Genomic DNA, 24,459 nt, shown 5'->3' on the forward strand with positions numbered 1-24,459 from the left:
AGTTTATCGGGCTTCAGGCGGGGAAACAATAAATCTCTCGATGGAAGCACAAATGCGTTTTTGTACTGTAGTCAAAATTGTGCTATGAATAGACCTCGTTAGGAGATCTTTATGCAGACTATACCCGGACTTTGTCAGACGCCTGACAAAGAAACTCAAGCATATACTTTCAACCACACTATGCTAAGGATCAAAGACCCCAAGGCGTCTTTGGATTTTTATACGCGTGTTCTGGGAATGAAGTTGATTCGCAAGCTGGACTTTGCGGAGTGGAAGTTTTCTTTGTTCTTCCTGGCTTATGTCCCAGAGAGCACTCAAGTTCCGGCCGATAATGAGGCCAATGCAAAATATGCCTTCGGACGTGAAGCCGTGCTGGAACTGACGCACAACTGGGGTACGGAGGAAGCAGAAACCACACCTTACCATAATGGCAACACCGAGCCTCGTGGCTTCGGTCATATTTGTATCTCTGTTCCCGATATTCAGAAGGCCTGCGCGCGTTTTGAAGCTTTGGGTGTGAACTTCCAAAAACGCCTGGGCGAAGGCGGAATGAAAAACATCGCCTTCATCAAAGATCCGGATCAGTACTGGATTGAGGTGGTTCAACCGGGTCTTCTTTAATGCGCAAATGGTGGCCGATTCTCAGAAAGTGGATGCTCAAAGCGCTGCTGCTCTTTTTTGTGAGCAGTCTGGGCTTTGTCTTGCTGTACCGATTTGTTCCGGTGCCGTTGACGCCGTTGATGGTCATTCGCTCTGTCAGTTCTGTGTGGGGGGATGAGTTTATCGGCATCCACAAAGACTGGGTTCCGCTGGAAGAGATTTCACCGGCTGTGCAAAAGGCGGTTCTTAAGGCGGAGGATTATCGCTTCTTTGAACACAGCGGGTTTGATTTTGATGCGATCGAAAAGGCCATCAAGTACAACAAGACCCATAAAAGAAAAAAAGGAGCCAGCACCATTTCCCAGCAGACGGCGAAGAATGTGTTTCTTTGGCCCAATCGGGACTGGATTCGCAAAGGTCTGGAGGCCTATTTTACGGTTTTGATTGAGACCACCTGGCCCAAAGAGCGTATCATGGAAGTGTATCTGAATGTGATAGAGCTGGGGCCGGGCGTGTACGGAGTGGAGGCGGCTTCACAAAAGTACTTCAAACGCAGTGCTAAAAATCTGAACTCCTATCAGGCTTCATTGATTGCGGCAGTTCTGCCAAATCCACGGCGTTTCCGTATCGATCGTCCTTCTAATTATGTTGTCGGTCGTCAGCGTCGTATTTTGAACCGTGTGGCGCCAGCGATCCCCAAGACGGCCGAGGCCTCTTTGTTGGATTTCCTGGATCTGAAGTTTGATTCAGACGAAGAGGACGCTCCCTAAAATTGGTTTGCCCGGTCCTGGGCAGAGTTCTAAGATTTCCTTATGAGCTCAAACAAGAAAAAAGCCAAAATGATTGCCGCCATCAATGAACGCGGATGCCTGCTGGTGTATCCTCTGGAAAACCGCAAAGAGCCCGCCAGTCTTTGGAGTGAGCTCTATCCGCGCACGAAGATGCGTTGGGAGTGGGATCAGGACGGTGACAATCGAGTGGCAGAATTGTGGGTGTTGCGAGAGGAGCTGTCGCGCAGTGAAGAGGTTGTTTACGCCAAATGGTTTCGCAACCGGGCGACCTTCTTTTCAAAGGAAGTCTTTGTCCACCTGCTGGCGTGGCTGGGCAGTTCGCAAGGTCGCGTGAATCTGCCTCGCAGCAGTCAGGAGGCGCTGGACAGCTTCCTGCAGGATTCCCCGCAAAGCACCAAGATCATCAAAGAAAATCTGGGCTGGCAGGGGAAGATGATGGAAAGCCATTATAATCGGGCCATGAAACCCCTGTGGAATTATCTTTTTTTGGTGGGCTATGGAGAAGTGCAGGACTCCAGCTTTCCGTCGTTGAATATGGCAGCAACTCAAAATCTGTTTGAAGACCTGTGGCTCGAATCGCAGGAACTGGATGCGGCTTCAGCGGAATCGTTCCTGCGTAAAAAGCTGGGTCCGGATAACTTGTTTTTTAAATACGCTCAGAAACTGGTCAAAACCTAAGGGGCATACCAGCAGCGTGGACGTTCCTGCTCCAGAAGCCCGGCAATCATCGTGTCCAAACGGCACTGGGCGCTGGGATAGAAGGTTTCATGCAACTCCACTTTATCCACCACAGTCAGATCCGGTGTGTGATAGTCGGTTTCACCGCCACCGCTGGCAAGCTGGCGGAAGAAGAGGCGTTCCACCTCTAAAGCCTGAAATCCACGGAAGCAATTGTACAGTTCTTCCGGGGAGGAGAACTTCTGGCGACACAGATTTTCTGTATAGGCGTTGGGTGCCTGCACAGGCTGGAACTCAGGAATATATTTGAAAACTCGCTTGATACAGGAGCGGGTGGCAAAATAGTCGGACTGTCCTTCGGTGGAAGCTCGAGTGCTGTCGGTTTTTCTTTTGTAAGGGGCGCCACCAATGCCATGCCCCAGTTCATGACAAAGAGTCATAGCCACTCCATCCGGGGTCATTCCGGGCATGCGGGCATAGCCACCAAATAAAAACAGAAAATGCTCAGTCAGACCCTGGGAGTCCGTGTAAGCACTGTAAGATGCGTGACGGTCGTTTAAATCCCACCAGAAGTTGGGTAGCTGTGGATTGGGGGGACGATTGATGTTCAATCGGGCATTTTGCTCTGCCAGTTCGGTGGAAAACTCTGCTTGGAAGGCCTGACTGATAACTTGAAATTGTTCAAGGCTGATCTGCGCCTTTGCAGGAAGTGTTGTGCTGAAAACCAATAGTGCCAGGAATTGCCAGAGTGTGTATTTCATGCCCTTTCTTTTAACAGATAGCTTTGGAAAGTCCCAGTGGGTGGGCGTTTTTTACAAGAACTGTCTATTGTTTTTCTTCAGTGTGCGAAGCGCTTTTTTGCTTCTGCCGCTAAAACCGTCAGAATAAGGTCTTATGAAAAAACAAATCATCTTTTTAGGACTTCTGGCGTGGTTTCTATTGAAAGTCCTGAGCGCACACGCTGCAGGGAATGATGTTCGTTTTATGACGGAATGCGAACCCGGGCAGGAACGGATCAGCCTGTCTTTTGTGGGGGATATACTGGTGCATGAGGCTCTTTATCGGGCGGTGGTGAAGGGGACTCAAAACTTCAGTCAGATTTGGAGACACACGGACAGCCTGATGACCAAAGCCCATTTTTCAGTGGGCAATCTGGAAGGTCCTGCTGCGATGGGTGTGGATCGCCGGGGGCGTGATCATGGGGATGTGGGATTTATCTATGACGAAGTGGTGTACTCGGGGTCTAATTTTTCCTTTAACTATCATCCGCGTATTCTGAGGGATCTGCAAAGATCGGGATATGATCTTTTGACCGTGGCCAATAATCATTCTTTGGACCGGGCTTCGCTGGGAATTGATAAGACCATCGATGCGGCCCGGGCGATTGGACTTCCGACTGTGGGGATTCGCAAAGCTTCGGAGCGAAATGCGCCGTTTTATGAAGTTGTCTCTGTCGGCGGTTTACGTGTGGCCTTCTTAGGATGCACCGAGATGAGCAATGGTCACAGCGATAGTAAAGACCAGCTTCTGTTCTGTTACAAGGCCCCCGAGAAAATGGTGGAGCTGATTCGCGACATTTCCTCACGCTCGGATGTGGACGCTTTGATTCTACTGCCGCACTGGGGGCAGGAATATAAACATGCTCCGGATTCCCGCCAAAAAAGTTACGCCCGAAAATATCTGGAGGCCGGAGCCACGGCGATTATCGGATCGCATCCCCACGTTTTGCAACCGTGGGAAAAGTATGTCACCAAGGATGGTCGCGAAACTTTGATTGCGTATTCTTTGGGAAACTTCGTGGCCGGGCAGGCGGGGGTGGCGCGAAAGACCGGTGTGGTGGTTTATCTGGGGCTTGTGAAAGAAGGGGGGCGAGCCCGGATTTTTGGAACCGCCTACACCCCCACTTATCGTGAAGGCACCGAGATCTGGCCGGTGACCAAAAATAAAGAGGCTCTGGAGCATGCGGCCTCTTTGTTTGGCAGTGAAAGACGGTTGTCGCCCGATGGAGCCTTGATGAATTTTCTTTGTCAGAAGAAAATGTGATGATCGACGGGTCAGCCGGGTGTAGAGTTTTGACATGAACGACAAGGATAAGTTTCCCACCACGTTGGCAATTCGCGAACTTTTAAAATATCAGGTCAGCTATGAAGGACACCTTTTTCAGTATCAGGAAAAAGGTGGAACCGCACATTCCTCAAAAGAGCTCGGGATCCCCGAGCACAGTGTGATCAAGACGCTGATTATGGAAAATGAAAACAAAGAGCCGCTGGTGGTTTTGATGCATGGGGATCGACAAGTTTCAACGAAGCAGTTGGCGCGAGAACTGGGGGTGAAAACCATTTCTCCCTGCAAACCTGAGGTGGCAGATCGTCATTCGGGGTATCAAGTGGGGGGGACTTCCCCGTTTGGGACCAAAAGAAAAATGCCAGTATATATGGAAAAAACCATATTGGATCTGGAGCTCATCTATATCAACGGTGGCAAAAGAGGCTTTTTGGTTTCCATGAAGCCGCAGGAAGTGGTTCGAGTTCTGCAACCGAAGTTGGTGCAAGTGGGTGTTCAAAGCTCTTGAATCCCTGTATCCCGACACTTGATCTTGTTTGCCTGGTGCGGGGTCTTTAAAATCCTCTTTGAATATCTTCACAGGAGGAATCTATGAAAGCGGTCCGCTTTGTCGGAGTGGGAAAACCTGCGCAAATTGTTGAATTGCCAAAGCCAGAGCCCAAAGCGGGAGAGGTGCTGGTGAAAATCGGTGGGGCGGGTGTGTGTCACTCTGACCTTCACGTTCTTCACAGCGGGATTGGGATTGAACATTCTTTTACTCTGGGACATGAAAATGCAGGATGGGTGGCGGGTACCGGTGCGGGAGTCCGTAACTGGAAAGAGGGTGACGCCGTTGCCATCTATGGGCCCTGGGGATGCGGCCACTGTCACGCATGCATGCAGTCTTATGAAAACTATTGCGAAAATTGGAAGCCGGGTCAGGCCTATGGCGGTGGCTTGGGCGCAGATGGGGGAATGGCTGAATACATGCTGGTCCCGTCAGAACGTTTGTTAGTTTCGCTGGGAAAATTGAAGCCTCAGGATGCAGCCCCTTTGAGTGATGCGGCCCTGACGCCTTATCATGCCATCAAGCGGGCGTTACCACTTCTGACCCCCGAGGCCACAGCTGTGGTGTTGGGGGTTGGAGGATTGGGCCATATGGCTGTGCAACTGATCAAGTGTCTTTCTGGAGCCCGCATTGTGGCTGGGGATGTTGACGACGCCAAGTTGGAGATGGCCAAAAAAATGGGGGCCGATCTGGTGGTAAACACGAAGAGCGAGGATGCCGCAGAAAAGATTCTTAAATTCACCGGGCCCCGCAAGGCGGCCTTGGTTCTGGATTGTGTGGGAGTCCAACCCACGGTGACCTTGGGAAGCAAGATCGTGGGTATGAACAGTCATTTCACAATCGTGGGACTGGGGGGAGGCAAGCTCACCATGGATGGAGGTGCCTCAGTGCCGTTTGGCTGCATGGTCAGCACTCCTTACTGGGGGTCTCGCGCAGAGTTGATGGAGGTTCTGGCTTTGGCTGAATCGGGCCGCATCCACGCCGAGGTCACTCACTTCAAACTGGATGAAACTCCTGAGGTTTACAGAAAGCTTGATGAAGGAAAAATACGTGGTCGCGCTGTGATCGTGCCAGAGGCGAATTTTTAGTATCCGCCTTCGTCGAACATCATCATGCGCTCTTCGTTGCGTTGAAGCTCAAACCAGTATTGGTCTTCGCCATCGGCGCTTTTGTTGCGAACCTTGTATTCGCGCAGAGTGTCTTTGATCGATTTATTGAAAGAGTCATCTTTAAAGTTGATGCGAAGGCGGCCTCGTTCATCAAACTGGGAGGCCGGGGTGAAACGCAACTGCACTTTCATTTTTGGATTGTGCTTGGTCATGGAAGCCTGCCATGCGCTGACGGGGACGGCGCTTTTTTCTAGCGACGGATCCAGAATGTATGGGATCAGTTTGTTATCCTTTTTTACCAGAACCGCTGGAGCCACATGATACTTCCACTCGACCGTGGTTCCGGTTTTCGTGGGATTCGGGCGGCGCAGGCGTGGTGATTCGTTTTCATCAACAGAAGCGAAAACTTTTATAGGTGTGATACCCTTAAGTAACATCAGGCGTGACATTTCATGGGCCCTCTCTTCGCAGCCCGCGATGGAAAACTCGAAGGGGATATCGCCGTTGGATTTAAGTTCCTGAAAAAGTTTCTGTGCTTCTTTTTCCGTCAGGACAGACACATTATCGCTTTCCAGTTTGGTGGTGCGAGATTGGATTTGAGTCAGTTTCGAAGAATCACACTGAACTGACTGTTGCGCGTTCAGGTGGCGCAAGGTGGAGTCCAGGCTGGTGGCAAAGGACTTTAGATCATCAGCTGCGCGGGCGCTCAAAGAACTAAACAAGACAAAGATAAAAAAGACTTTAATCATGATGAATCTTATCGGCGCTTTGCTCCCCAAACATGACCAAGTCGAGCCGGAACCCCGGGAGGAAGATTTGAGCAGAAAGAAATTGCACTCTTTGTATGGACAGCTATCATCTCCTAATGACTTTGGTCCTGATTTACTTGTCCACAGCATTGAGCTTTCTTGTTTGCACGGTCTATGCCACTCGCTCTTGGTCCTATCGTCGCTCTTATTCTCACGGGTTGATTTTCTTGATCGAGGCCACCTATGCCATGTGGGCGTTTTCGCTGATCAGCGTGTTTGCTATTGAGACCATGTCATTTAAGGTCTTCATGACTCATGCTCGTCAGTTGATGCTGCCTTTGATCTGTCCTGCCTGGACGCTGCTGACTCTCGCTTTGTTCTTTCCGGACTTCTCAAATCGCATGCGACGGCATCTGCACTGGATTTTTCTGCTGCCAGTGATCGTGATTGCCGGGAATGTTCTGGCGATGCTGGGGTTTTCGTTTGCTGAGAAGTGGATTTTCTATGACTTCCAACTTGTGCCGGGCTTGAGTGGCTTGGTCGACTTCAAACGAGGGCTTCTGCTAAAGACTTCCTTTGCCTACAACACACTCTGTGTGGCTGCGGCTTTTGGAATTTCATTCTATGCCTTTGTGACTTTGCAGGGGCGTCGCAGGCTGTATGCGCTGGTGCTGATGCTGGCGGGCACCTGGCCGACTTTTCTAGAGGCGTGGGCTCGAATGGTTCCTTCGGAGACGATCCCTTGGGCTCAGTTGACGGTGCTGGGTTTGTGGCCCTGCGTATGGGGAATGCACTTTGCGGCCAGCCGGGTGGATTTGCTGGAGATTGTCTCTTTGGCGCAGCAGAAGGTCTTGGAACATCTGCCCAGCCCCGTGGTGACACTGAATACGCGGGGGGAATATTGGGATGCCAATCTTGCCGCGAAAAGATCTTTGAAGCTGCAGGAAGATTGGCGGGGCAGGTCCGCCGCTAAGATTCCTGTGCTGGATGCGATCGCAAATACGGTTGGAAAATATAAAATAGCGGATCGTAGTTATCAGGTGATTCGTCACACACTGGATTTTCACGGAGGCGAAAGTCAGGCACAGATTTTCGTACTCAATGATGTGAGTGAGCTTGAAGAAAGCAATAAGACCCTGCGGGACCTGAATGGTGCCATCTTGCAAATGACCCGCTTCAATAAAAAAGTCCAGACGGTGCTGGCACATGATCTCAGTGGTGCACTTTCCGGGGTGCAGATTCTTTTAAACGGCGTGATCCAGAAAATGCAGGGCACGGAAAACATAAACATGCTGCAGGCTTTGAACCGGGCCAGTGAAGCCAATAAGTCTTCGCTAGCGTTATTGCAGAATCTGCTGGCCTGGAGTTACGAGGAAGAAAACTTCCACAAGGTAGGGCTGAAAGAGAGAGTTCACACCGCCGTGGCTCAGCTTTCACCGCAAGTCCTGCAAAAAAATATCACCTTGAACATCGATTTGCCAGAGCAGGATGTGGCATTGACGGGATCGGGGAAAGTGGTCGAAGCCATTATTCGAAATATTCTGTCTAATGCGGTGAAGTTCAGTCCGGTGGGGGGGGCAGATCGACATTCAATGGGAGCAAATGGATCGCCATGTGGAGCTGATCATTCAAGATCAGGGACCGGGGATTTCAGAAGAGTTGATGCGCCAGTTGTCGGACCCGACCGCCTCCATCACCGCTCAGGGAGAGGGCTTTGGTCTGGGACTTCGATTTACGACGGATTTCGTAGCCCAAATGGGTGGTATTATGGAGTTGAAGAATCATCTTCCCGCGGGAACTCGTGTTTCGGTCAAGTTTCCTTTATTTGTTTGACCGTAACCTCGCAGAACGAAATAGTTAAATGGGAGTTATGTTCTATTTATGTCAGAAAAAACGAAAGTTTCCTTTTATATCGTAGATGATCATCCTGTTACTCGGCATGGATTGCGCGTTTCTCTGGAGTCAATGTCAGATGAAATGATTTGTCGAGGTGAAGCGGGTAGCACTGAAGAGGCTCTGAAATTTTTTGAAGCGGGCAGTGCCGACATAGTGGTTCTGGATCACGCCTTGCCGGGGAAGTCCGGCTTGGATTTGGTGACAGAGCTTCGTCAGAAGGCGCCACATGTGCGTTTTGCTTTGTTAACTCAATGTGATGATGCGGGCGTGCTGGCTCAGTATCAGAAGCTGGGTGTGCGAGTCATGATGGCAAAGACCTCTGCCAGTGAAGTTTTAAAGGAGGCGATTCAAAGCCTGCTTAACGAGCGCATTTATATCTGCCCGGCGATGAGAAAACTTTTGGAAGAGCCACGCCTGACCTCGGTGCTGACGCCAAGAGAGATTGAAGTCATCCGCATGATCGCTCAGGGGAAAACCAACAAAGAAGTGGCTTTGGTTTTGGGATGCTCTGAACACACTATCAAGACCCACAAGACCAACGTGATGAGAAAGTTGAATCTTTCCAATGCCGTTGAAATCAGCGTCTGGGCTTTGAAGCGAAATTTGGCCTAAGGCGAAAGACGGCGGAACACCCGAAGGTTTTCCGCCGCCAGTTCCTGTCTGTTAAACTTTCTTAGCAAACTGCAAATCCAATGAAATAGCGACGTCATCGCCGACCAACACGCCTCCCGCTTCCAGGGCCGCATTCCAGCTTAAACCGAAATCTTTGCGTTTGATTTTTGTCGTCGCTGAAAAACCAATTTTGATGTTGCCATAGGGGTCTTTCATTTCCGCAGAGGGGCCTTCCACTGCCAGTACGACTTCTTTGGTGACACCATGAATGGTCAAGTCTCCGGTGACCTTCAGGTCCTCACCATCTTTTTCAACGCGAGTCGATTTAAAGTTCAGGGTCGGATATTTTTCGACATTGAAGAAGTCAGCACTTTTTAAGTGTGTGTCGCGTTGGGCTTCGCGGGTGTTGATGCTGGCGGCATCAATGACAGCTTCGATGGATGACTTGGTCACATCGGCGGTGTCCAGTAGCAATGTGCCAGAAAGTTTTTCGAACCCGCCATGGACTTTGGCGATCATCATGTGTTTGATGGAAAAGTTCACGCTGGAGTGAGCCGCATCGATAGTGAAAGTGGTTTGAGCCATAAAATTCCTCCTTGGGAAGTGGTTGTTTATGGGTCTATGATGTCACTTTCTTGATTGTTGCGTAAGGGCACATTAATGCAATATATTGTTGCAATAATGGCACTAATCAAATGTACTGACTCAAGCTACGATCAGGGCATCGGAGGAACTATGAAAATCGAGAATATTCTTAATCAAAAATTCACCGTGCAAGTGACCGGAGGGGAGGCCCGCCTATTGTATCGTCGTGGGCCTGAAAACTCATTGGATTTGTACTCCACTCAGGTGCCGGTGGAAGCTCGCGGTCAGAACATTGCTGAAAAACTTGTGTTGGAAGCTTTGAAGTTTGCCCAAGATGAAGGTGTGAAGGTGATCCCGACTTGTCCTTATGTGCATCGCTGGTTTGAGAAACATCCAGAGGAAGCTGGACGTCTGCTAAAGCCTTTGTCTGAAACGAGACCCTCTCATGGCTCTTAAGTCCTTGCCTGCCGTCTATATGAGGGGCGGCACCAGTCGGGCTCTGGTCTTTAAAAAAGAAGACCTGCCGCCAGATCCAGCTCTTTGGGATGGGATTTTTTTGTCCGCTCTGGGAAGTCCGGATGCCTACGGACGACAACTTGATGGCATGGGTGGGGGCATTTCCTCTTTGTCCAAAGTGTGCATCCTTTCACCTTCACAGCGCCCCGAAGCCGATGTCGATTATACTTTCGCGCAGGTGTCTGTGCACGAAAGCAAAGTGGATTACAAAGGCAACTGCGGCAATATCAGTTCCGTGGTGGGGCCATTTGCTCTTTCCCAGGGCTGGTGCCAGGCCTCCGGCGAAGAGGCGTGTGTGCGCATCTTTAATGCCAACACCCAAAAAATCATTCATTCTTATTTTCCTGTAAAAGACAAGCAGCCGGTTTATGAAGGGGAGCTGCAGATTCCCGGTGTTTCAGGAAGTGGCGCCCCCATACGCCTGGAGTTTCAACGCCCTGGAGGAGCCACCACCGGACGGCTGTTCCCGACGGGGAACAAGTCAGAGCCCTTGTCCTATCTGGGGCAACAGGTTGAGACCTCTATGGTGGATGCTGCCAATCCTGTGGTCTTTGTCAGAGCGGCAGACGTCGGTGTTTCCGGTTTTGAATCTCCGGAAGAACTGGCCTCTCATAAATCGGTTCTGGCCGGACTTGATGAACTTCGGCGGCAGGCGGCCGTGGCTATGGGACTTGCTTCGGACCTGGAAGCAGCAAAAGACTTGGTCTCGGTTCCCTATGTGGGATTGGTCAGTCCTTCCCTGGATGGCACTGCCAGCTTCAATATGCGGGTGATTGCGGGGGGACAGCCTCACAAGGCACTGCCGTTGACGGTGTCTTTATGTGCCGCTGTTGCGGCGCGAATTCCTGGCACATTGGTGGCGGATCTTGCCACAACGGACTCAGATGAAATTCGTATTTCAATGCCTTCGGGGGTCCTGACACTCAGTGCGAGAGTCGAGGAGAAAGACGGGCAGTGGGAAGCAGTGGGGGGAAGTTTCTTCCGCACAGCACGACCCCTGTTTGGCGGAGTCGTGTTTTACCGAGATTAAATTTTAGTGGTTTTTGCGAATCACACGGATGGCGTGTTGCATGCCGAACTCATACACCTGGTCTGGAGACAGGCCAGGATCATTGCGATAAATCCAATCCGGATAGTACTGTACATAGTGCGTGCCCGCAAAAGTCATGGGCTGAGGCTCCATATTCAGGGCAATGCCGACAAGTTTTGAGCAGTAGGTTTTGTTGTTGTTCCAGACAAATTTATAATCAAAAGGCAGACCCATCTGTGACATCAACGCGTCTTCATTGACCAGGGAATCAGGAATTTCAATCTGGATATGCCCCAGGTTGCCCCCAAGGTGGGCGATGGGCAGGCGACGTCCACCGGCACGTGTATCGGCCTCGTAAGCATAACCTTTGTATTCCAGGATGACGTGGAACAGAGGCTGAGGAACATTCGGGTTGCTGTAAAAGTGCAAAACGGCGGCAAAGCCATTAGCAGAGAAAAGCAGAGCTGAAATGAGGATAAAAAGACACTTTTTCATGCCCCACTTCAATAGACCTGGGCCTGCGCTTTGGCAAGAACTAAGACGCCCTGGGCTCTGTCTTGCTTAAGATGAAAGCTAGGAGTAGGTTCAGGCCATCATCCCAAAGGAAGTCTTGTGGAAACTGATAATAAATACAATCGCCCGGTCTATATTCCTTACTCCGGAACGGTGTTGTTAGAGATGTCACTTTTAAATAAAGGAACGGCTTTCTCTGATGAAGAGCGCAGTCATCTGAATTTGCATGGCTTGGTTCCACAAACGATTGAAACTATAGAAGAGCAGGCTGAGCGCGTTTATTCTCAGTACCGTCTGCTGAAAGCTGATATCGACAAGCATATTTATCTGCGCAACCTTCAGGACACCAATGAAACCCTGTTTTATCATCTGGTCGTGAATCACCTCAACGAGATGATGCCCATCATCTACACGCCAGTGGTGGGTGAGGCCTGTGAGCATTTTTCTGAAATCTACCGCGCGTCCCGTGGGCTATTTATTTCCTATCCAAACAAAGACCGCATTGATGAAATGCTCAGAAACGTGACCAAACAAAAGGTCAAAGTGATTGTTGTCACCGATGGCGAGCGCATTTTGGGTCTGGGGGATCAGGGGATTGGCGGCATGGGTATCCCGATCGGGAAACTCTCCTTGTACACGGCTTGTGGTGGTATCAGCCCGGCCTACACCTTGCCTTTGGTGCTCGATGTAGGCACGAACAATCAGCAGTTGCTGAATGATCCGTTGTACATGGGCTGGCGCCATCCACGCATCACAGGACAAGAGTACGAGGATTTTGTGGATGCCTTTGTGCAGGCGGTGAAGCGTCGTTGGCCGAACGTGCTTTTGCAGTTTGAGGATTTTGCCCAGAAAAATGCGTCGCCGCTTCTGCGCAAGTACCGTGATGAAATCTGCTGTTTCAATGATGATATCCAGGGAACCGCTGCGGTGACGTTGGGAAGTCTGATTGCAGCCAGTCGTGCGGCGGGTGGTAAGCTGCGGGATCAACGTGTGGTCTTCCTCGGTGCGGGGTCTGCGGGCTGTGGCATTGCGGAACAAATTGTCTTGCAGATGAAGCAGGAAGGACTCAGTGATAGCGAAGCCCGCGCGCGAATTTACATGGTGGACCGCTACGGTCTTTTGACTGACAAAATGCCAAACCTTTTGGATTTCCAGTCGGCCCTGGTACAGAAACATCAGGATATTGCCCATTGGGAAACTCAAGGGGATGAGATTTCTTTGCTCGAAACTGTGCGCAATGCTCGTCCCACAGTTCTGATCGGGGTTTCGGCTCAGCCCGGACTGTTTACTGAAGAAATCATTCGTACGATGCATCAGCACTGTCCGCATCCGATCATTATGCCGCTTTCAAATCCGACCTCTCGTGTGGAGGCGGTTCCAGCTGACATCCTCAGATGGACTGATGGGGCGGCCCTGGTGGCCACGGGCAGTCCCTTTGTTCCGGTTCAGCATGGTGACAAAGTGTACCCCATTGCTCAATGTAACAACTCCTATATCTTCCCGGGAATTGGCCTGGGGGTTTTAGCTTCGGGGGCTCGCCGTGTGACGGATTCCATGCTGATGGCTGCCAGTGCGGCCTTGGCGGATTGCTCTCCACTGGCGCAGAACGGGGTGGGTGCCTTGTTGCCGGACTTAGGTGATATCGAGAAAGTGTCCCGCTTGATCGCCTTCAGGGTTGGTAAAGCGGCCCAATCCGATGATGTGGCATTAAAAACGACGGATGAAGAGCTTCTGAGTGCGATTGAGAAGAACTACTGGTATCCGATCTATCGCACTTACAGGCATGCGTCTTCCTAAGTGACGAAGGTGGACTCAGGCTTCGTCTGGATCATATCTTGACTGTTGCTTGTGGGCCACCGGATAATTAGATGCATGACAAAACTTGGCGCCCTTTTGCATGTTCTGATTAGTGCCTGTCTGCTGTTTTTCTCGCATGATGCCAGTGCTACGGACATCACCTCGCAAGTTCTTTGGGGAGAAGCGCCCTCTTCGATGACGGACCCTCTGCAGGTCAATTACGTTCAATCCGGACAGAGTGAAATCAATCGTGGTTATACTCCACTGAACCAGTGGATGCAGATAAATCTGCGCAATGATGAAAGTCAGGCCGTGGAAAAGCTTCTGCTTTTTGATTCTCCGTTGGTCGGGAAACTGCGATTGTACAAAGAAGGCCAGTTGCACGAATCTCCGCTTCTGTCCGGTCCTGGGTATTCCTTGTCCCAGCGACACTATCCCTTTCGTTTGGGCGCCTATCTGCTAAAGCTTGAGCCTGAACAGGAAGTTCGACTTTATGTGCAGCGGGACGCTCACCATGCCCTGAATACCCGTGTTTTTCTAAAAGATCCGCAGGAAGCAGCCCGCGACGAAGTGCAGGCCTAGATGATTTTCTATTTCTATCTGGGCGGTATTTTTGCCTTGGTGGTTTATAACCTTTTGATGGGTTTGGTGACCCACCAGAAGGATCATCTAAGTTATTCACTTTTTGCCGCCAGCTTCGGAGCCACCGCACTGGTTTTGCACGGGGTGGTGGATACCTATATCTGGCCCGAGGCGCCCTTTATTTTTTCCAATTATCTGATGTTCTTCTCGTCATTAACATTGTTTGCCGCAAGTCTTTTTGTGGGGCGTTTTTTGAACATCAAAAAAGACTTTGCTGTGGGGTACTGGGGTGTTCGCCTGTTCCAGGCCCTGTCAGCAGTGACAATGGTGGCAAGTTTTTTTGCCCCTCAACAGCGAGGTTTGTTCTTCTTCGGATATTGGATTGATCTATCCATTGCGACGGGGATTGTGTTTTTTGTCTACTGCGGCTTTTATTCACTGTATCGCCAGGGCAACCGTTTGGCGCGATTCTTTTTGTTCAGTTGGCTGGTGGTTTTGCTGGGGACCTCGGTGTGGCTGGCCTCTTTTCACGGGTTGGTGCGCAATAACGCCTGGACACAGTATTCATTGTTATTCGCAAATCTGGGGGAAATGCTGATCCTGTCTTTGGGGTTGGCCTATAAGATCAAAGTTTTAAATGAAGAAAAGATGCGGGCTCAGCAGGCGGCCGAAGACAAAGAACGCTATCATCGTCTGGTGAGGGTGCTATCCCATGATGTCGCCAATACCGTCTCAGGATTGATGTATCATTCGGAAATGCTGCAGGAATACTGCGCCGGTGAGGCGGAACAGCAGCATTTAAGTCGTATCACCAACTCCATCCAAAAACTGAACGGCATTCTGCGTTCAGTCCGTCAGGAAGAAATTTTTCAGACGAATCGAGCTCATTTGAATCTACAAACTGTGGAACTGAGTCCGGCCTGCTTGGAGGCTTTGAATCATTACTCCTGGCAGATGGAGGAAAAGAAACTTTCAGTTCATGTCGATGTTCCGACGGGTGCTTATGTGCGAGCAGATCGGGCGGCGTTGATCAATCAGGTTCTTTCCAATCTGCTTTCCAACTGCATCAAGTTCAGCGAATCAGGAGGCTGTATTTCGCTGACAATGTCCGAAAGGCAAGGAGCCCTTGTGTTAACGGTGCAGGATGAAGGTGTCGGCATCCACGAGGAAGAATTAAACCATCTTTTCAAAGGGACACACCTTTTTTCGCGCTCGGGTACGGCTCATGAGCAGGGTTCCGGTATGGGAACCGCTTTGGTGATGGAATACATGAAACTTTTTGGCGGTGCTATCGAAGTGCAGTCCACCCATCGTAGCCAGAATCTTCAATCCGGCACCAGGGTTCATCTGATCTTCCCAAAGCTCGTTTGACCGGGGACCGTGTCCTGGGGCAGAATGCCCCTATGAAAATCAGCCGGCTGCTGGAGCAGCATCAAAAATTCGCAAGTCACGGATTGCCGGAAAGTTTCGGTGATGGCTACCTGATTCAACACAATCGCTTTTATCGATCCATTCGCAAGGCTGCAGAAAACTTTGGTTTTTCCTTCAGCAAAGAACGCAATGAATTCTACGAAGTGTTTCCGCTTTTGCAACTGGAAAGCCTTCTGCAGACCAAGGTGCTACCCTACGTTGATAATGTTGGGGTTTTTGCCCAGCTTGCAAAAACACAGTTGGAATCCCTGACCTGGGAGGATCTGGAAGGCAACCTGAAAAAGAACTATGTTTTTCATGAAGCCAGTCATGCTGTGATCCGTACTTTGACGACCCGTCATTGGGGAGTCGGGCCGAGGCCGGGAACTTCCCTGGATTCGCAGCGTGACTACGTGATGCGAATGCTAATTGAGGAATCCTGCGCCAACACCTGCGAGCTGTTAGGCGTCGCCGAGGCCTCTGATGCCGTTCATCGCATGCTGTATGAAATGAACTCTTATGTGTGCGAATTTGAAAGCCGCACCCATCTTAAAAGAGCCTTGGAGGAAATAGGGGTGATGGAGGTCAGCAGCTTTATGATGCTGGCTTATTTGCAGTCCAACTTCCTGCGGGAAAGCATTACTGATAAGGATTTGCTGCTGATGTTGGAACTCTCCGGCCTAGAGGGACTTGATGCCAAGCAGGTGAAGACCCTGCGAGCCCTGGCCCGGGTGGCATTCAATTTAAGCGAGCGCTTCCGCTATCAGACCACCAGTTTTCATCTGCGACTGGCAGGAGTGCAGACTCCTTTGCAGGATCTGGTTGATTATCCGTTCCTGGAATCACTGAAGCGAAAACCTCATTTCCAAAGTGTTGTGAAAGATTGGGTCATTTTGCTTTAAGGACTTCTTGCTCCAAATTCAGCAGCCGCTGTTTGATTTTTAATCCGCCTGAATAACCGCCAAGCCCGCCATCGGTATTAATCACGCGATGGCAGGGAATTACAAGGCAAAGTGGATTCTTCCCGTTGGCTGTTCCAACGGCACGACTGGCCCGGGGGCTTCCCAGTGCCGTGGCCAGTTGTTTGTACGACCGAGTTTTCCCAAAGGGAATTCGTCGCAGCTCTTTCCAGACTTTCTTTTGAAACTCCGTGCCCTCGGGGGCTAGTGGGAGGTCAAATTCTTTTCGGGTTCCGGCAAGATACTCTTCAAGTTGATTTTGAGTCTGCATCAACACCATACCCGCCGCACTGTTGGGGTCTTTCAGCAGGGGAACCGCGGATTTTTCCCAGAAGACACTGTGCAGGCCTTCAGAGGAGGCCACCAGATACAGATCTCCCAGCAGAGTTTTAATTTTAAGTTGGGCTTTTTCCATGGCCTGATCCTTTCTTTCGGGAAGAACGTTTTGTCAGCTTGTGGGTGTAGTTTCTCCAGAACAAGGCTGCAAGATAGCCTTTCCAGGGACTGAACTGATCCAGTTTTATTTTTCGATGTTTTTCCAGGGCGCGTGCCAGAATCAGATCTGTCGCAGGAAACGTGTCCGTGTGGCGCAGAACTTTTAAAGCCATATACTGTGCGGTCCACGGACCTATGCCACGAATCTTTTGGATGCTTTTCAGAAAATGATCCACGTCCTGGGTCGGTTGCAAAGAGATCTTCTTTTCAACCAGAGCTTTGGAAAAATCCAGCAAAGTCTGTTTGCGGGCCCCGGTGGTTTTCAGGGAACGCAGATCACAGGACAGAATATCTTCTGCTGTGGGGAAGAGTTTGATACGGGTGTTGTTCAGCACCAGGCCTGAATCCTTTCCGGCAAGATCAATCAGATCAGCGACCAAGGCGCGGCCCCTTTCGATACTGACTAGTTGTCCAAGGATGGCTGAAATCGCCACCTCGAAGGGGTCCCATCCCGAAGGCAGGCGAATGCCGGGATAGGATTTCAGCATTTTTTTGATGTCAGTGTCGGCTTCCAGACAGTTGGCAACAATCACGGGGTCTGAATCCAGATCAAACTGATTGCGCACACGTGATATGATCGTGTGAATCACCGAAGTGTCAGGGGAATTGATTTCTACAAGCAAAGCAGATTTTTCCGGCTGATTGGAGATTGTAACCGTTCCCACCTTTCCGCCGATGGAAATCACCCGCAGCATTTTGTTGTCTGTGAACCACTCCAGTGAACCCATCCGGTGATTTTGATAAGAGTTCATCAAGCCATCGAAATCAAATGGCGGCCGGTAAGGCAGGCTGATTCGCAGGGCTCCCGGGGGGGCACTTTTTTGCCGTCGCACCTCGCGCGGGGACTTTTTGAAACGATCCTTGAAGGCATCATTGAAGCGGCGGATGGAATCAAAGCCTGCGGCGAAAGCGACCTCCGTGATGGGAAGCGAGGTTTCCACGATCAGTTGTCTTGCCAGATTCAGACGGTTTTCAAAGGACAATTGTTTGGGGGTTTTGCCAATCTCTTCAATAAAAAGACGGCGCAGGTGTCTGGCACTGACTCCGAACAAAGCGGCGAAGGCATCTTCATTGAATTCGATGCTTTCCTGGGAATTTAGAACTTTGACGGCTCTTTGCACGACCGCGGACTTTCCCACCCATGCCGGTGATTGGGGGGCACTTTCCGGTCGACAGCGCAGGCAGGGACGATAGCCAGCTTTTTCCGCTTCCAGATGGGACTGGAAGAATTCCACATTTTCTTTTTTTGGTTTGGCTGGACAAATAGGGCGACAATAGATCCCGGTGGTTTTGACACCGACAAAGAACTTGCCGTCAAAACGTGGATCCCGGGCTTTCATGGCTTCATAGTAGATGTCGCTCTTCTTCATGGGGGCAGTATATCTCTGTTTTTGCAAAAAAGTGGCTATTTTCGGACATGATCGTTTTTTGATGAGAAGACATCGGCCGCCCTGGACCCTGATCTGTGACAGAGCAAAACTCTGTCAAGTTACTCACTTACCAGTCGGGAGCAGATTGATATAGTAAGGGCATCAACAAATTCGACAGCAGGAGGTCTTCATGAATCCATCAAATCGGATGATTTTTTTGGGAACAGTTATGCTTCTTCTGGGTATTGCGGCGGTGATCTTTGCCTCCGTTTCGACCTTGGCCTCGGTGGTATTCCTGGGTGCTGTTTTGGGTGTTGCCGGCGTTTTTGAAATCACCTATGGGGTCCAAGGGCGCAAAGATGGAGAACTGTGGCCTCACCTGGGATTGGGTATTCTGTCGCTGGCGTGTTCGTTCCTGATAGTGCGTAACCCGATTGAAAACACGTTGGGGCTGACTTTGCTTGTCAGTTTTCTTCTGCTTGCATCGGGCCTGACAAAGTTGATTGGTTCGTTAAGTGAACGCACGCCGGGGTGGGGCTGGATGGCCATCAGTGGAGCGACGTCATTCCTTCTGGGCAGTATAGTTCTTCTGACTTTTCCAGCATCGGCCTTCTGGACAATTGGAACTTTTGTGGGAGTGGATCTGATCCTGGTGGGACTGAGCTTTATCGGCATGGGTGTTTCGGTGAAAAAGATAAAACAAGAGATCCGCTCTGCCGGACAAAGCTGGCGAAAAAGCACCTATCGGGCCCCGCATGAGAGAGACAGAGATCAGGACTCTGAGTTGCATCCTTAACTTTGAATGTTCGATTTTTATATTCGATCAAACCTGCGTCTTATCGTTGCAGGGTCAGTTTTATTCTAGACAAAATCTTCGTGAAAAATAATGTTGCTACAAATTTTTTTACGGAGGTTTTTGAAAATGAAAGTTCTGAATGTGGTTCTTGGATTGTGGCTGACTGCCAACGTGGCGCAGGCGGAAATCTGCGGAAAAACTGATGACCGAGTTCCTTCCTTTGATCCCAAAGTCGGGAGGCTGGTCAAAGAAGGTGCAACGTCTGGGTGTGGAGCGACACTGGTGGGTCCAAACTGTGTCATCACGATTGGTGAGTGCGCTCAGAATCGTGATTTGGTGGAGTTTAATGTTCCAGCTTCGGTTGCCGGGATTTCTCAGATGTCATCTTCTGAAGATGTTTATTACGTGGACAAAAGTGCGACCGTGTTTAAGCGTGGTGGGATTGGCAGTCAATGGGCTGTTTTACGTTTGCTTCCAAACAAAGTTACGCAAAAGAATGCGGGTGATGTTCAGGGCTTCTATCGCCTGGCTGAAAAAAAATCTCAGAACGGGGACCCTATTCGTGTCGTTCAATACGCTTACGCATTGAATGACATCTACGATATCCGTCAGGGGAATATGCCTGCCAGTCAATATCCAGAAACCATGCACTTTGCACAGCAGGTGTCCCGCGGGAAACTGGTTAAGGCCGGTATCTTCCTGATTCCTGAAATCATTGAACACGATGCTGACACCTCTTATGGCAGCTGGGGGGCTCCAGTGATCAATGAAAAGACCAATGAAGTTGTCGGAATCAACACCCATGGTGGTTGCAGAGCCGATTATATGGTCAAAGTCGGTGCTCGCTACACCAACTCGGGAACCTCTGTGACAGGCTCTAGTGAATTTAAACGCGCGATCGCTGCGTGCCTGGCCGGAAAATAGCCTCAGCCAGTTGATGAAGACATCAGACTGAATGTGGAGTCCTCTGTGAAGCGGACATGAACTTGATGCGTGCAAACGCAACGTGTCCGTCTCACTTATGATGTGTCAAAGGTCTAAAGACTTGTCTTGAATGGTCGTCAAAAGCTCTGTGTTGGATCTGAGCGGTCTTTTTAATATAAAGTTCAATTAACGGTTTTAGCTATATCTATCTAGTCCTCGATGTGTTCTACTGCATGTACATAGTCGTTCACACAGTTCATTAGATGCCCTTTTGTCTTCTGCGAATGGCCCCAAGCTTTTTAAGGAGGCACAAAATGGGAAAAAAATTATACGTAGGCAATTTATCTTTTTCGGTTAGCTCTGATCGTTTGACAGAGATGTTTTCTGAAGTTGGAACAGTTGATTCTGTGAATATCATCACAGATCGCGATACTGGTCGCAGCAAAGGCTTTGCTTTTGTTGAGATGTCCTCAGACAGCGAAGCCCAATCTGTTATTGAAAAACTTAACGGGATGGACTGTGAAGGTCGCGCGATGAATATCTCTGAAGCCAAACCTCAAGAGCCACGTTCCGGTGGCGGTGGTGGCGGCGGCTTCCGTCGTAACAACAACAGCTGGGGTTCCAGCAACCGTCGTTCTTACTAGTTTTCCAGACAGCGTCTAATTCAAGGCCGGTGTCATGCCGGCCTTGTCATTTTCAGGGAGGACCATGGCTAAAGATGATTTGGTTATGATTGATGGGAAAGTATCGGATCTTTCCGGTGGTGGAGTGTACTTCATAACGCTCGAAAATGGTGTCGACATCAGAGCGCGCCTGTGCGGGAAAATGAAAAAATTTAAGATCAAGGTTGTCGTCGGCGACCGCGTCACCGTCGGGGTGTCCCCGTACGATCCAACGCACGGTCTTATCACTCATCGTTTCAAAGCTTAAATTTTCATTCAGAACAAATACTGCAAAGAAAGACCTGAAGGAAAATAATACTGAAGGTCTCTCCGAGCATCGTCGGGGTTTCAACGTACCCACACCTTTCACAATTTTAAAATGCGTTCTTTGCAAGTTTTGACGTGTGTTTTTTGATATCAGCGGGCCAGGCGGCGATTCTCTTTTCAAAACTTTTTTCATCGCCGGCGTAAAGGGCTCGCAGAGCCTCTTCATAGTCAGGCAGGTCTCCGGCCATCGCCTGCATGAATTTGTAAGTGGATTCCTGAGCTTGTCGGATGAGATCCTTAGAGGCGTTTTTCTTTTTTGCTTCTTCAATGAGTTTACGCAAAGTCACTGATGCGCCGCCGGGCTGTAGGGCCAACCACTCCCAGTGATGAGGCAGTAACGTGACTTCTTTGGAAACCACGCCCAATTTCGGACGTCCCGGTCCCGCCTTTTTTTCCTGCGGCTCCAGCATTTTTTCCAGGCGTCGGGCAACAGCTTCCGCCGTGCCACGCAGATCCAGCTCGATCTGGGCGCTGGTGACATCGTCAAAGATCAGAATCTGTGCCTTGTGATCATTCAGGAAGCTTTTCACTTTTAAGGCCACTTCCTGAATATCTCCTGTGGCGATGATTTTATGGTTGGCAAAGGCCGTGCAGGGCCGGTTGGGTTGTGGTGTCACGGGGACTCCCTTGCTGCGGATTTGAGTTTTTCAACGGCTCGATTGATAAAGAACATCATTGCAAGAATCAGCAGTCCCAGAACCACCATGATGTAGCCGATCACTTCAAAGTGCCGGATCATGCCGGAGCTTTCCTGTACCACGATGGCGCCGGCAATAATGGCTCCCAAACCGCCTGCCAGTTGCTGCAGCGATGAGCTGACGGACATAAAAGATCCCCGATTGGCCGGAGAAGGAATGGCCGACATCAACGTCTGCGACGGGATCATGCGAGAAAAAATGCCCACGAACATGGCAACATTCACGATGATCACCAACCATAGCGGAGTGGTTCCCAGGTGAGTGTAAATCATCACCATGACAGAGCTGACGATCGTACCAAAGAAGAAGACCTTCATGCCCCCGTAGGTGTCACTGAGTTTTCCAATCAAGGGCCCAATCAAGATGGAAGCAAGGCCTGTGATCATGTAAATCATCGGGAGCTTTTCCATACCGATCCCTAGGTTGTTGACGGTGAAAGCGCTGGCAAAAGGCATGATCATAAAGCCTCCGATGGACAGCAGGGCCGTTGCCAAAAAGGGCAGGGCATATTGTCGGTCCGTCAGGGTGTGCCACAGATGCAGATAAGCCTTCTTATCCACCTGCAAAGTCAAATGACCGGTGATGGGTTGTAGATATCGCCAGATAAAAACACCTGCGATCCCGCTGATAGCAACGATCATCAGGAAGGGGGCATGCCAACCCCAAAGATTGGAAAGATAAAGTCCGATCGGCAGGCCAAGGACTTGGCTTGCGGCAAATGCCGTTTGCATAAAACCCATGACTCGTCCACGTTGCTCCAGCGGAAAGATATCAGTCATGATGGCAAATGAAATAGAGCCGATGACGCCGCCAAAGATACCTGTGACAATTCGGGCTGTCAGCAGCAGCGTGTAGTTCGGGGCCAGGGCGCAGAACAAGGTGCCCAGAGTGAATCCGACATAGAAAAACAAAAGTAACTTCTTGCGATCAAAGCGATCGGCAAAACCTGCGGTGAACATGCTGGAGGCCGCGGCACTTATGGCGTAAGCCGACACCACCGTTCCGAACTGCGCTGCCGTGATCTTAAGGGCTGGCATCAATAAGGCCCCCAAGGGGGACAAGATCATGAAGTCCAAAATAATTGTGAACTGCAGAAATGCGAGCAGGGCGATGACAAATTTCTGATAACCTGTGAACTTCATAAAAGGACCTTCCTTCAAGGAAGGATATTACCCGGGTAAAATAAAAAGTCAATATCACCCGGGTAATATTATTGAGGGGCAGGTCTTTTTTTTCTGAAATAGAATAGAAGAACGACCCCCAGGCACATAATCAATGATCCTGAATACTTCCAGATTCGTCCCGGATCATGATTCACTGACAAGATCGAGGCCCGCGCCTGGCCGGTGGGGGAATCCTCAAAGCTGGCCTGGTACAGATAAAAGGATTTATATTTTAAAGGCTCATTCATGGAAATCTGATCTGTACCCCAAATTTCGGACAGGAAAATAAAAGACCCTGTCCCATTTTTGGGGTATTTTCGTATAAAAAGGAAGCAGATCATGGGCTCACTGTCCGAAAGAGATCGCCGAGATCTTGAGAAGAATCCGAATGTTCTAAAGGTAACGCAGTCCAATGTTGCCTATACCCCCGAATTTAAGGTTAGGGCCTTAAGGCTTCGGGAAGAGGGACAAACTCCTAGTCAAATTTTTAAAGATGCTGGTATTAACCTATCCTTATTTGGTGTGGATTATGCCAAGAAGTGCCTTCAGCGTTGGGAAAAGATGTCTACCCAAGAAGGTGGATTAAAGAAAGACCGCCGAGGTTCTAAGTCTACAGGTCGACCCAAGGGAAAAAAGCTTAAATCAGCAGAAGATGAAATCGCTTATCTTCGCGCGGAGAACGACTTCCTAAAAAAGCTCCGCGCCTTGGAGGCAAAATACGCAAACAAGAAAAGTTCGCGTTGATTAGCAAGGCGGTCAATCATCGGCCTGATCTATGTCTCAGCAGGCTGTGCGCTCAGGCTCAAGTCAGTACCAGTGGCTATTACTACTGGTTTGCCCAAAGAGCATCTCCCCAGGTCATCACAACAGACGCGGAATGGGTGCAAATCATTTTTGCGTATAGAAGGGGTAAAGCCGGCGCTAGGACAATAAAGATGCTTTTGCAACGCCACTTCTGGATCAACATGAACCTGAAGAAAATTAGACGGTTAATGAAGAAGTACGGCCTTCAGGCGACTATCCGACGTAAGAATAAGTACAAGCAAGGCTGGGCATCAGGTGAGGAACACCGGGTAAGTCCGAACATCCTAAGCAGGCAATTTAATGTTGAAAAGAAAGACACAGTTTATTCAACAGACATTACCTACTTAGACTATGGCAAAGGAAACAGGGCTTATCTGTCAGCCGTAAAAGACTTGGCAGTGAAAGATATCGTCCACTATACGGTTTCTCCTGGAGCTGGACTACACGTTGCGATTCGAGGCCTGGAAGACCTATTCAGCCGAAAGCCAGAGAGTTTGATCATGCATTCGGACCAAGGGTGTCACTATACATCCAAGACGTATCGAGATCTTTTGTCTAAGTGGGGTGTCACCCAGTCCATGTCCAGAAAAGGCAACTGCCTGGACAATGCGCCTATAGAAAGTTTTTTTGGTCATTTAAAAGATGAAGTGGATCTTCAAAGTTGCCATACGTTTGAGGAATTGGTAGCAGAGATAGACCGTTATATTAACTACTACAATAACGAACGTCCCCAATGGGGCTTAAAAGGAAAAACCCCGGCAGAATGCCGAGGTTTCACTTAG

29 protein-coding genes are annotated in these 24,459 nt (G+C 49.8%); 20 read left to right on the top strand and 9 right to left on the bottom strand.

Translation table 11 applies throughout. From position 1 onward, the window contains the following. Positions 1-111: 111 nt before the first annotated feature. The 3 genes from gloA to ACZ5ZV_RS05125 are packed head-to-tail and all read left to right on the top strand — an operon-like array spanning position 112 to position 2,069. Complete coding sequence (gloA, locus tag ACZ5ZV_RS05115) at positions 112-621, top strand: lactoylglutathione lyase (protein WP_464120347.1); 510 nt, start codon at positions 112-114, stop codon at positions 619-621. Next, positions 621-1,370 (top strand): monofunctional biosynthetic peptidoglycan transglycosylase, encoded by a 750-nt coding sequence (mtgA, locus tag ACZ5ZV_RS05120; RefSeq protein ID WP_464120348.1) that lies wholly within the window; start codon positions 621-623, stop codon positions 1,368-1,370. Before gloA ends, mtgA begins: the two co-directional genes overlap by 1 nt. Positions 1,371-1,412: 42 nt before the next feature. After that, on the top strand, positions 1,413-2,069 hold the full coding sequence (locus ACZ5ZV_RS05125; protein ID WP_464120349.1) for an AlkZ-related protein: 657 nt from the start codon (positions 1,413-1,415) through the stop codon (positions 2,067-2,069). On the opposite strand, the gene ACZ5ZV_RS05130 is transcribed toward ACZ5ZV_RS05125, so the two are convergent. Next, positions 2,066-2,830: a hypothetical protein gene (locus ACZ5ZV_RS05130; RefSeq protein ID WP_464120350.1), complete on the bottom strand. Its 765-nt coding sequence runs from the start codon at positions 2,828-2,830 to the stop codon at positions 2,066-2,068. The genes ACZ5ZV_RS05125 and ACZ5ZV_RS05130 overlap by 4 nt on opposite strands. A gap of 133 nt (positions 2,831-2,963) precedes the next feature. Between ACZ5ZV_RS05130 and ACZ5ZV_RS05135 the strand changes: the two genes are divergently transcribed. The 3 genes from ACZ5ZV_RS05135 to ACZ5ZV_RS05145 all read left to right on the top strand — a co-directional run bounded on the left by ACZ5ZV_RS05135 (position 2,964) and on the right by ACZ5ZV_RS05145 (position 5,768). Continuing rightward, entirely contained in the window at positions 2,964-4,112 is a 1,149-nt protein-coding gene (locus ACZ5ZV_RS05135; protein WP_464120351.1) for a CapA family protein, read from the top strand. Positions 4,113-4,146: 34 nt separating this feature from the next. Next, positions 4,147-4,641, top strand: a complete 495-nt coding sequence (gene ybaK / locus ACZ5ZV_RS05140; protein ID WP_464120352.1) for a Cys-tRNA(Pro) deacylase — start codon at positions 4,147-4,149, stop codon at positions 4,639-4,641. A gap of 83 nt (positions 4,642-4,724) precedes the next feature. Next, positions 4,725-5,768 (top strand): NAD(P)-dependent alcohol dehydrogenase, encoded by a 1,044-nt coding sequence (locus tag ACZ5ZV_RS05145; RefSeq protein WP_464120354.1) that lies wholly within the window; start codon positions 4,725-4,727, stop codon positions 5,766-5,768. On the opposite strand, the gene ACZ5ZV_RS05150 is transcribed toward ACZ5ZV_RS05145, so the two are convergent. Continuing rightward, the gene (locus ACZ5ZV_RS05150; RefSeq protein ID WP_464120355.1) at positions 5,765-6,538 is read right to left on the bottom strand and encodes a protein-glutamine glutaminase family protein; all 774 of its coding nucleotides are present in this window, start codon (positions 6,536-6,538) and stop codon (positions 5,765-5,767) included. The genes ACZ5ZV_RS05145 and ACZ5ZV_RS05150 overlap by 4 nt on opposite strands. A gap of 95 nt (positions 6,539-6,633) precedes the next feature. Here ACZ5ZV_RS05150 and ACZ5ZV_RS05155 point away from each other — a divergent pair, with 95 nt between their 5' ends. Together ACZ5ZV_RS05155 and ACZ5ZV_RS05160 are read left to right on the top strand one after the other, a co-directional pair. After that, positions 6,634-8,460 (top strand): sensor histidine kinase, encoded by a 1,827-nt coding sequence (locus tag ACZ5ZV_RS05155; protein ID WP_464120356.1) that lies wholly within the window; start codon positions 6,634-6,636, stop codon positions 8,458-8,460. A gap of 43 nt (positions 8,461-8,503) precedes the next feature. Beyond that, positions 8,504-9,046, top strand: a complete 543-nt coding sequence (locus ACZ5ZV_RS05160) for a LuxR C-terminal-related transcriptional regulator (protein ID WP_464120357.1) — start codon at positions 8,504-8,506, stop codon at positions 9,044-9,046. Between the two features lie 51 nt (positions 9,047-9,097). On the opposite strand, the gene ACZ5ZV_RS05165 is transcribed toward ACZ5ZV_RS05160, so the two are convergent. Beyond that, positions 9,098-9,631 (bottom strand): YceI family protein, encoded by a 534-nt coding sequence (locus ACZ5ZV_RS05165; protein ID WP_464120359.1) that lies wholly within the window; start codon positions 9,629-9,631, stop codon positions 9,098-9,100. A 150-nt stretch (positions 9,632-9,781) separates the two neighbouring features. Between ACZ5ZV_RS05165 and ACZ5ZV_RS05170 the strand changes: the two genes are divergently transcribed. Together ACZ5ZV_RS05170 and ACZ5ZV_RS05175 are read left to right on the top strand one after the other, a co-directional pair. Then, entirely contained in the window at positions 9,782-10,087 is a 306-nt protein-coding gene (locus ACZ5ZV_RS05170) for a GNAT family N-acetyltransferase (RefSeq protein ID WP_464120360.1), read from the top strand. Beyond that, positions 10,077-11,177 carry a PrpF domain-containing protein gene (locus ACZ5ZV_RS05175; RefSeq protein ID WP_464120361.1) on the top strand — a complete coding sequence of 367 codons (1,101 nt, stop codon included), beginning with the start codon at positions 10,077-10,079 and terminating at the stop codon, positions 11,175-11,177. The genes ACZ5ZV_RS05170 and ACZ5ZV_RS05175 overlap by 11 nt, the downstream gene beginning before the upstream one ends. 3 nt (positions 11,178-11,180) lie before the next feature. Here ACZ5ZV_RS05175 and ACZ5ZV_RS05180 read toward each other — a convergent pair whose 3' ends face one another. Further along, positions 11,181-11,672 (bottom strand): hypothetical protein, encoded by a 492-nt coding sequence (locus tag ACZ5ZV_RS05180; protein WP_464120363.1) that lies wholly within the window; start codon positions 11,670-11,672, stop codon positions 11,181-11,183. Positions 11,673-11,789: 117 nt separating this feature from the next. Between ACZ5ZV_RS05180 and ACZ5ZV_RS05185 the strand changes: the two genes are divergently transcribed. The 4 genes from ACZ5ZV_RS05185 to ACZ5ZV_RS05200 all read left to right on the top strand — a co-directional run bounded on the left by ACZ5ZV_RS05185 (position 11,790) and on the right by ACZ5ZV_RS05200 (position 16,381). Beyond that, on the top strand, positions 11,790-13,487 hold the full coding sequence (locus ACZ5ZV_RS05185; RefSeq protein WP_464120364.1) for an NAD-dependent malic enzyme: 1,698 nt from the start codon (positions 11,790-11,792) through the stop codon (positions 13,485-13,487). 75 nt (positions 13,488-13,562) lie between these two features. Continuing rightward, positions 13,563-14,069: a 7TMR-DISMED2 domain-containing protein gene (locus tag ACZ5ZV_RS05190; protein WP_464120365.1), complete on the top strand. Its 507-nt coding sequence runs from the start codon at positions 13,563-13,565 to the stop codon at positions 14,067-14,069. Next, positions 14,070-15,440 carry a sensor histidine kinase gene (locus ACZ5ZV_RS05195; protein ID WP_464120367.1) on the top strand — a complete coding sequence of 457 codons (1,371 nt, stop codon included), beginning with the start codon at positions 14,070-14,072 and terminating at the stop codon, positions 15,438-15,440. It abuts the gene before it with no gap. Between the two features lie 32 nt (positions 15,441-15,472). Continuing rightward, entirely contained in the window at positions 15,473-16,381 is a 909-nt protein-coding gene (locus ACZ5ZV_RS05200; RefSeq protein ID WP_464120368.1) for a hypothetical protein, read from the top strand. On the opposite strand, the gene ACZ5ZV_RS05205 is transcribed toward ACZ5ZV_RS05200, so the two are convergent. Further along, positions 16,368-16,853 carry a methylated-DNA--[protein]-cysteine S-methyltransferase gene (locus ACZ5ZV_RS05205; protein ID WP_464120369.1) on the bottom strand — a complete coding sequence of 162 codons (486 nt, stop codon included), beginning with the start codon at positions 16,851-16,853 and terminating at the stop codon, positions 16,368-16,370. The two genes, ACZ5ZV_RS05200 and ACZ5ZV_RS05205, sit on opposite strands and share 14 nt — an antisense overlap. Further along, positions 16,834-18,303: an Ada metal-binding domain-containing protein gene (locus tag ACZ5ZV_RS05210; protein ID WP_464120371.1), complete on the bottom strand. Its 1,470-nt coding sequence runs from the start codon at positions 18,301-18,303 to the stop codon at positions 16,834-16,836. The genes ACZ5ZV_RS05205 and ACZ5ZV_RS05210 overlap by 20 nt, the downstream gene beginning before the upstream one ends. Positions 18,304-18,493: 190 nt before the next feature. Between ACZ5ZV_RS05210 and ACZ5ZV_RS05215 the strand changes: the two genes are divergently transcribed. The 4 genes from ACZ5ZV_RS05215 to infA all read left to right on the top strand — a co-directional run bounded on the left by ACZ5ZV_RS05215 (position 18,494) and on the right by infA (position 20,953). Continuing rightward, complete coding sequence (locus ACZ5ZV_RS05215) at positions 18,494-19,099, top strand: HdeD family acid-resistance protein (RefSeq protein WP_464120372.1); 606 nt, start codon at positions 18,494-18,496, stop codon at positions 19,097-19,099. 126 nt (positions 19,100-19,225) lie between these two features. Further along, on the top strand, positions 19,226-20,023 hold the full coding sequence (locus ACZ5ZV_RS05220) for a trypsin-like serine peptidase (RefSeq protein ID WP_464120373.1): 798 nt from the start codon (positions 19,226-19,228) through the stop codon (positions 20,021-20,023). A 314-nt stretch (positions 20,024-20,337) separates the two neighbouring features. Then, positions 20,338-20,667: an RNA recognition motif domain-containing protein gene (locus tag ACZ5ZV_RS05225; protein WP_464120374.1), complete on the top strand. Its 330-nt coding sequence runs from the start codon at positions 20,338-20,340 to the stop codon at positions 20,665-20,667. 64 nt (positions 20,668-20,731) lie between these two features. Continuing rightward, the gene (gene infA / locus ACZ5ZV_RS05230) at positions 20,732-20,953 is read left to right on the top strand and encodes a translation initiation factor IF-1 (RefSeq protein WP_262555574.1); all 222 of its coding nucleotides are present in this window, start codon (positions 20,732-20,734) and stop codon (positions 20,951-20,953) included. A 106-nt stretch (positions 20,954-21,059) separates the two neighbouring features. Here infA and ACZ5ZV_RS05235 read toward each other — a convergent pair whose 3' ends face one another. From ACZ5ZV_RS05235 to ACZ5ZV_RS05245, 3 genes are all read right to left on the bottom strand, one after another. Next, positions 21,060-21,629 (bottom strand): DUF2239 family protein, encoded by a 570-nt coding sequence (locus ACZ5ZV_RS05235; RefSeq protein ID WP_464120375.1) that lies wholly within the window; start codon positions 21,627-21,629, stop codon positions 21,060-21,062. Further along, positions 21,626-22,852, bottom strand: a complete 1,227-nt coding sequence (locus tag ACZ5ZV_RS05240) for an MFS transporter (RefSeq protein WP_464120376.1) — start codon at positions 22,850-22,852, stop codon at positions 21,626-21,628. The genes ACZ5ZV_RS05235 and ACZ5ZV_RS05240 overlap by 4 nt, the downstream gene beginning before the upstream one ends. Before the next feature lie 68 nt (positions 22,853-22,920). Next, the gene (locus ACZ5ZV_RS05245) at positions 22,921-23,214 is read right to left on the bottom strand and encodes a cytochrome c biogenesis ResB family protein (RefSeq protein ID WP_464120378.1); all 294 of its coding nucleotides are present in this window, start codon (positions 23,212-23,214) and stop codon (positions 22,921-22,923) included. Between ACZ5ZV_RS05245 and ACZ5ZV_RS05250 the strand changes: the two genes are divergently transcribed. Further along, the gene (locus ACZ5ZV_RS05250; protein ID WP_464117089.1) at positions 23,213-23,617 is read left to right on the top strand and encodes a transposase; all 405 of its coding nucleotides are present in this window, start codon (positions 23,213-23,215) and stop codon (positions 23,615-23,617) included. The genes ACZ5ZV_RS05245 and ACZ5ZV_RS05250 overlap by 2 nt on opposite strands. Beyond that, positions 23,614-24,459, top strand: a complete 846-nt coding sequence (locus ACZ5ZV_RS05255; protein ID WP_464117088.1) for an IS3 family transposase — start codon at positions 23,614-23,616, stop codon at positions 24,457-24,459. The genes ACZ5ZV_RS05250 and ACZ5ZV_RS05255 overlap by 4 nt, the downstream gene beginning before the upstream one ends.

The sequence above is a fragment of the Bdellovibrio sp. HAGR004 genome (assembly GCF_055397015.1).

Coding starts and splice junctions, on each gene's coding strand:
- ACZ5ZV_RS05240 (WP_464120376.1), bottom strand. CDS start 22,852: ATGAAGTTCACAGGTTATCAGAAATTTGTCATCGCCCTGCTCGCATTT.
- ACZ5ZV_RS05225 (WP_464120374.1), top strand. CDS start 20,338: ATGGGAAAAAAATTATACGTAGGCAATTTATCTTTTTCGGTTAGCTCT.
- infA (WP_262555574.1), top strand. CDS start 20,732: ATGGCTAAAGATGATTTGGTTATGATTGATGGGAAAGTATCGGATCTT.
- ACZ5ZV_RS05190 (WP_464120365.1), top strand. CDS start 13,563: ATGACAAAACTTGGCGCCCTTTTGCATGTTCTGATTAGTGCCTGTCTG.
- ACZ5ZV_RS05145 (WP_464120354.1), top strand. CDS start 4,725: ATGAAAGCGGTCCGCTTTGTCGGAGTGGGAAAACCTGCGCAAATTGTT.
- ACZ5ZV_RS05180 (WP_464120363.1), bottom strand. CDS start 11,672: ATGAAAAAGTGTCTTTTTATCCTCATTTCAGCTCTGCTTTTCTCTGCT.
- ACZ5ZV_RS05160 (WP_464120357.1), top strand. CDS start 8,504: ATGTCAGATGAAATGATTTGTCGAGGTGAAGCGGGTAGCACTGAAGAG.
- ACZ5ZV_RS05200 (WP_464120368.1), top strand. CDS start 15,473: ATGAAAATCAGCCGGCTGCTGGAGCAGCATCAAAAATTCGCAAGTCAC.
- ACZ5ZV_RS05215 (WP_464120372.1), top strand. CDS start 18,494: ATGAATCCATCAAATCGGATGATTTTTTTGGGAACAGTTATGCTTCTT.
- ACZ5ZV_RS05170 (WP_464120360.1), top strand. CDS start 9,782: ATGAAAATCGAGAATATTCTTAATCAAAAATTCACCGTGCAAGTGACC.
- ACZ5ZV_RS05220 (WP_464120373.1), top strand. CDS start 19,226: ATGAAAGTTCTGAATGTGGTTCTTGGATTGTGGCTGACTGCCAACGTG.
- ACZ5ZV_RS05165 (WP_464120359.1), bottom strand. CDS start 9,631: ATGGCTCAAACCACTTTCACTATCGATGCGGCTCACTCCAGCGTGAAC.
- ACZ5ZV_RS05175 (WP_464120361.1), top strand. CDS start 10,077: ATGGCTCTTAAGTCCTTGCCTGCCGTCTATATGAGGGGCGGCACCAGT.
- gloA (WP_464120347.1), top strand. CDS start 112: ATGCAGACTATACCCGGACTTTGTCAGACGCCTGACAAAGAAACTCAA.
- ACZ5ZV_RS05150 (WP_464120355.1), bottom strand. CDS start 6,538: ATGATTAAAGTCTTTTTTATCTTTGTCTTGTTTAGTTCTTTGAGCGCC.
- ACZ5ZV_RS05130 (WP_464120350.1), bottom strand. CDS start 2,830: ATGAAATACACACTCTGGCAATTCCTGGCACTATTGGTTTTCAGCACA.
- ACZ5ZV_RS05245 (WP_464120378.1), bottom strand. CDS start 23,214: ATGATCTGCTTCCTTTTTATACGAAAATACCCCAAAAATGGGACAGGG.
- ACZ5ZV_RS05205 (WP_464120369.1), bottom strand. CDS start 16,853: ATGGAAAAAGCCCAACTTAAAATTAAAACTCTGCTGGGAGATCTGTAT.
- mtgA (WP_464120348.1), top strand. CDS start 621: ATGCGCAAATGGTGGCCGATTCTCAGAAAGTGGATGCTCAAAGCGCTG.
- ACZ5ZV_RS05195 (WP_464120367.1), top strand. CDS start 14,070: ATGATTTTCTATTTCTATCTGGGCGGTATTTTTGCCTTGGTGGTTTAT.
- ybaK (WP_464120352.1), top strand. CDS start 4,147: ATGAACGACAAGGATAAGTTTCCCACCACGTTGGCAATTCGCGAACTT.
- ACZ5ZV_RS05125 (WP_464120349.1), top strand. CDS start 1,413: ATGAGCTCAAACAAGAAAAAAGCCAAAATGATTGCCGCCATCAATGAA.
- ACZ5ZV_RS05210 (WP_464120371.1), bottom strand. CDS start 18,303: ATGAAGAAGAGCGACATCTACTATGAAGCCATGAAAGCCCGGGATCCA.
- ACZ5ZV_RS05155 (WP_464120356.1), top strand. CDS start 6,634: ATGGACAGCTATCATCTCCTAATGACTTTGGTCCTGATTTACTTGTCC.
- ACZ5ZV_RS05135 (WP_464120351.1), top strand. CDS start 2,964: ATGAAAAAACAAATCATCTTTTTAGGACTTCTGGCGTGGTTTCTATTG.
- ACZ5ZV_RS05250 (WP_464117089.1), top strand. CDS start 23,213: ATGGGCTCACTGTCCGAAAGAGATCGCCGAGATCTTGAGAAGAATCCG.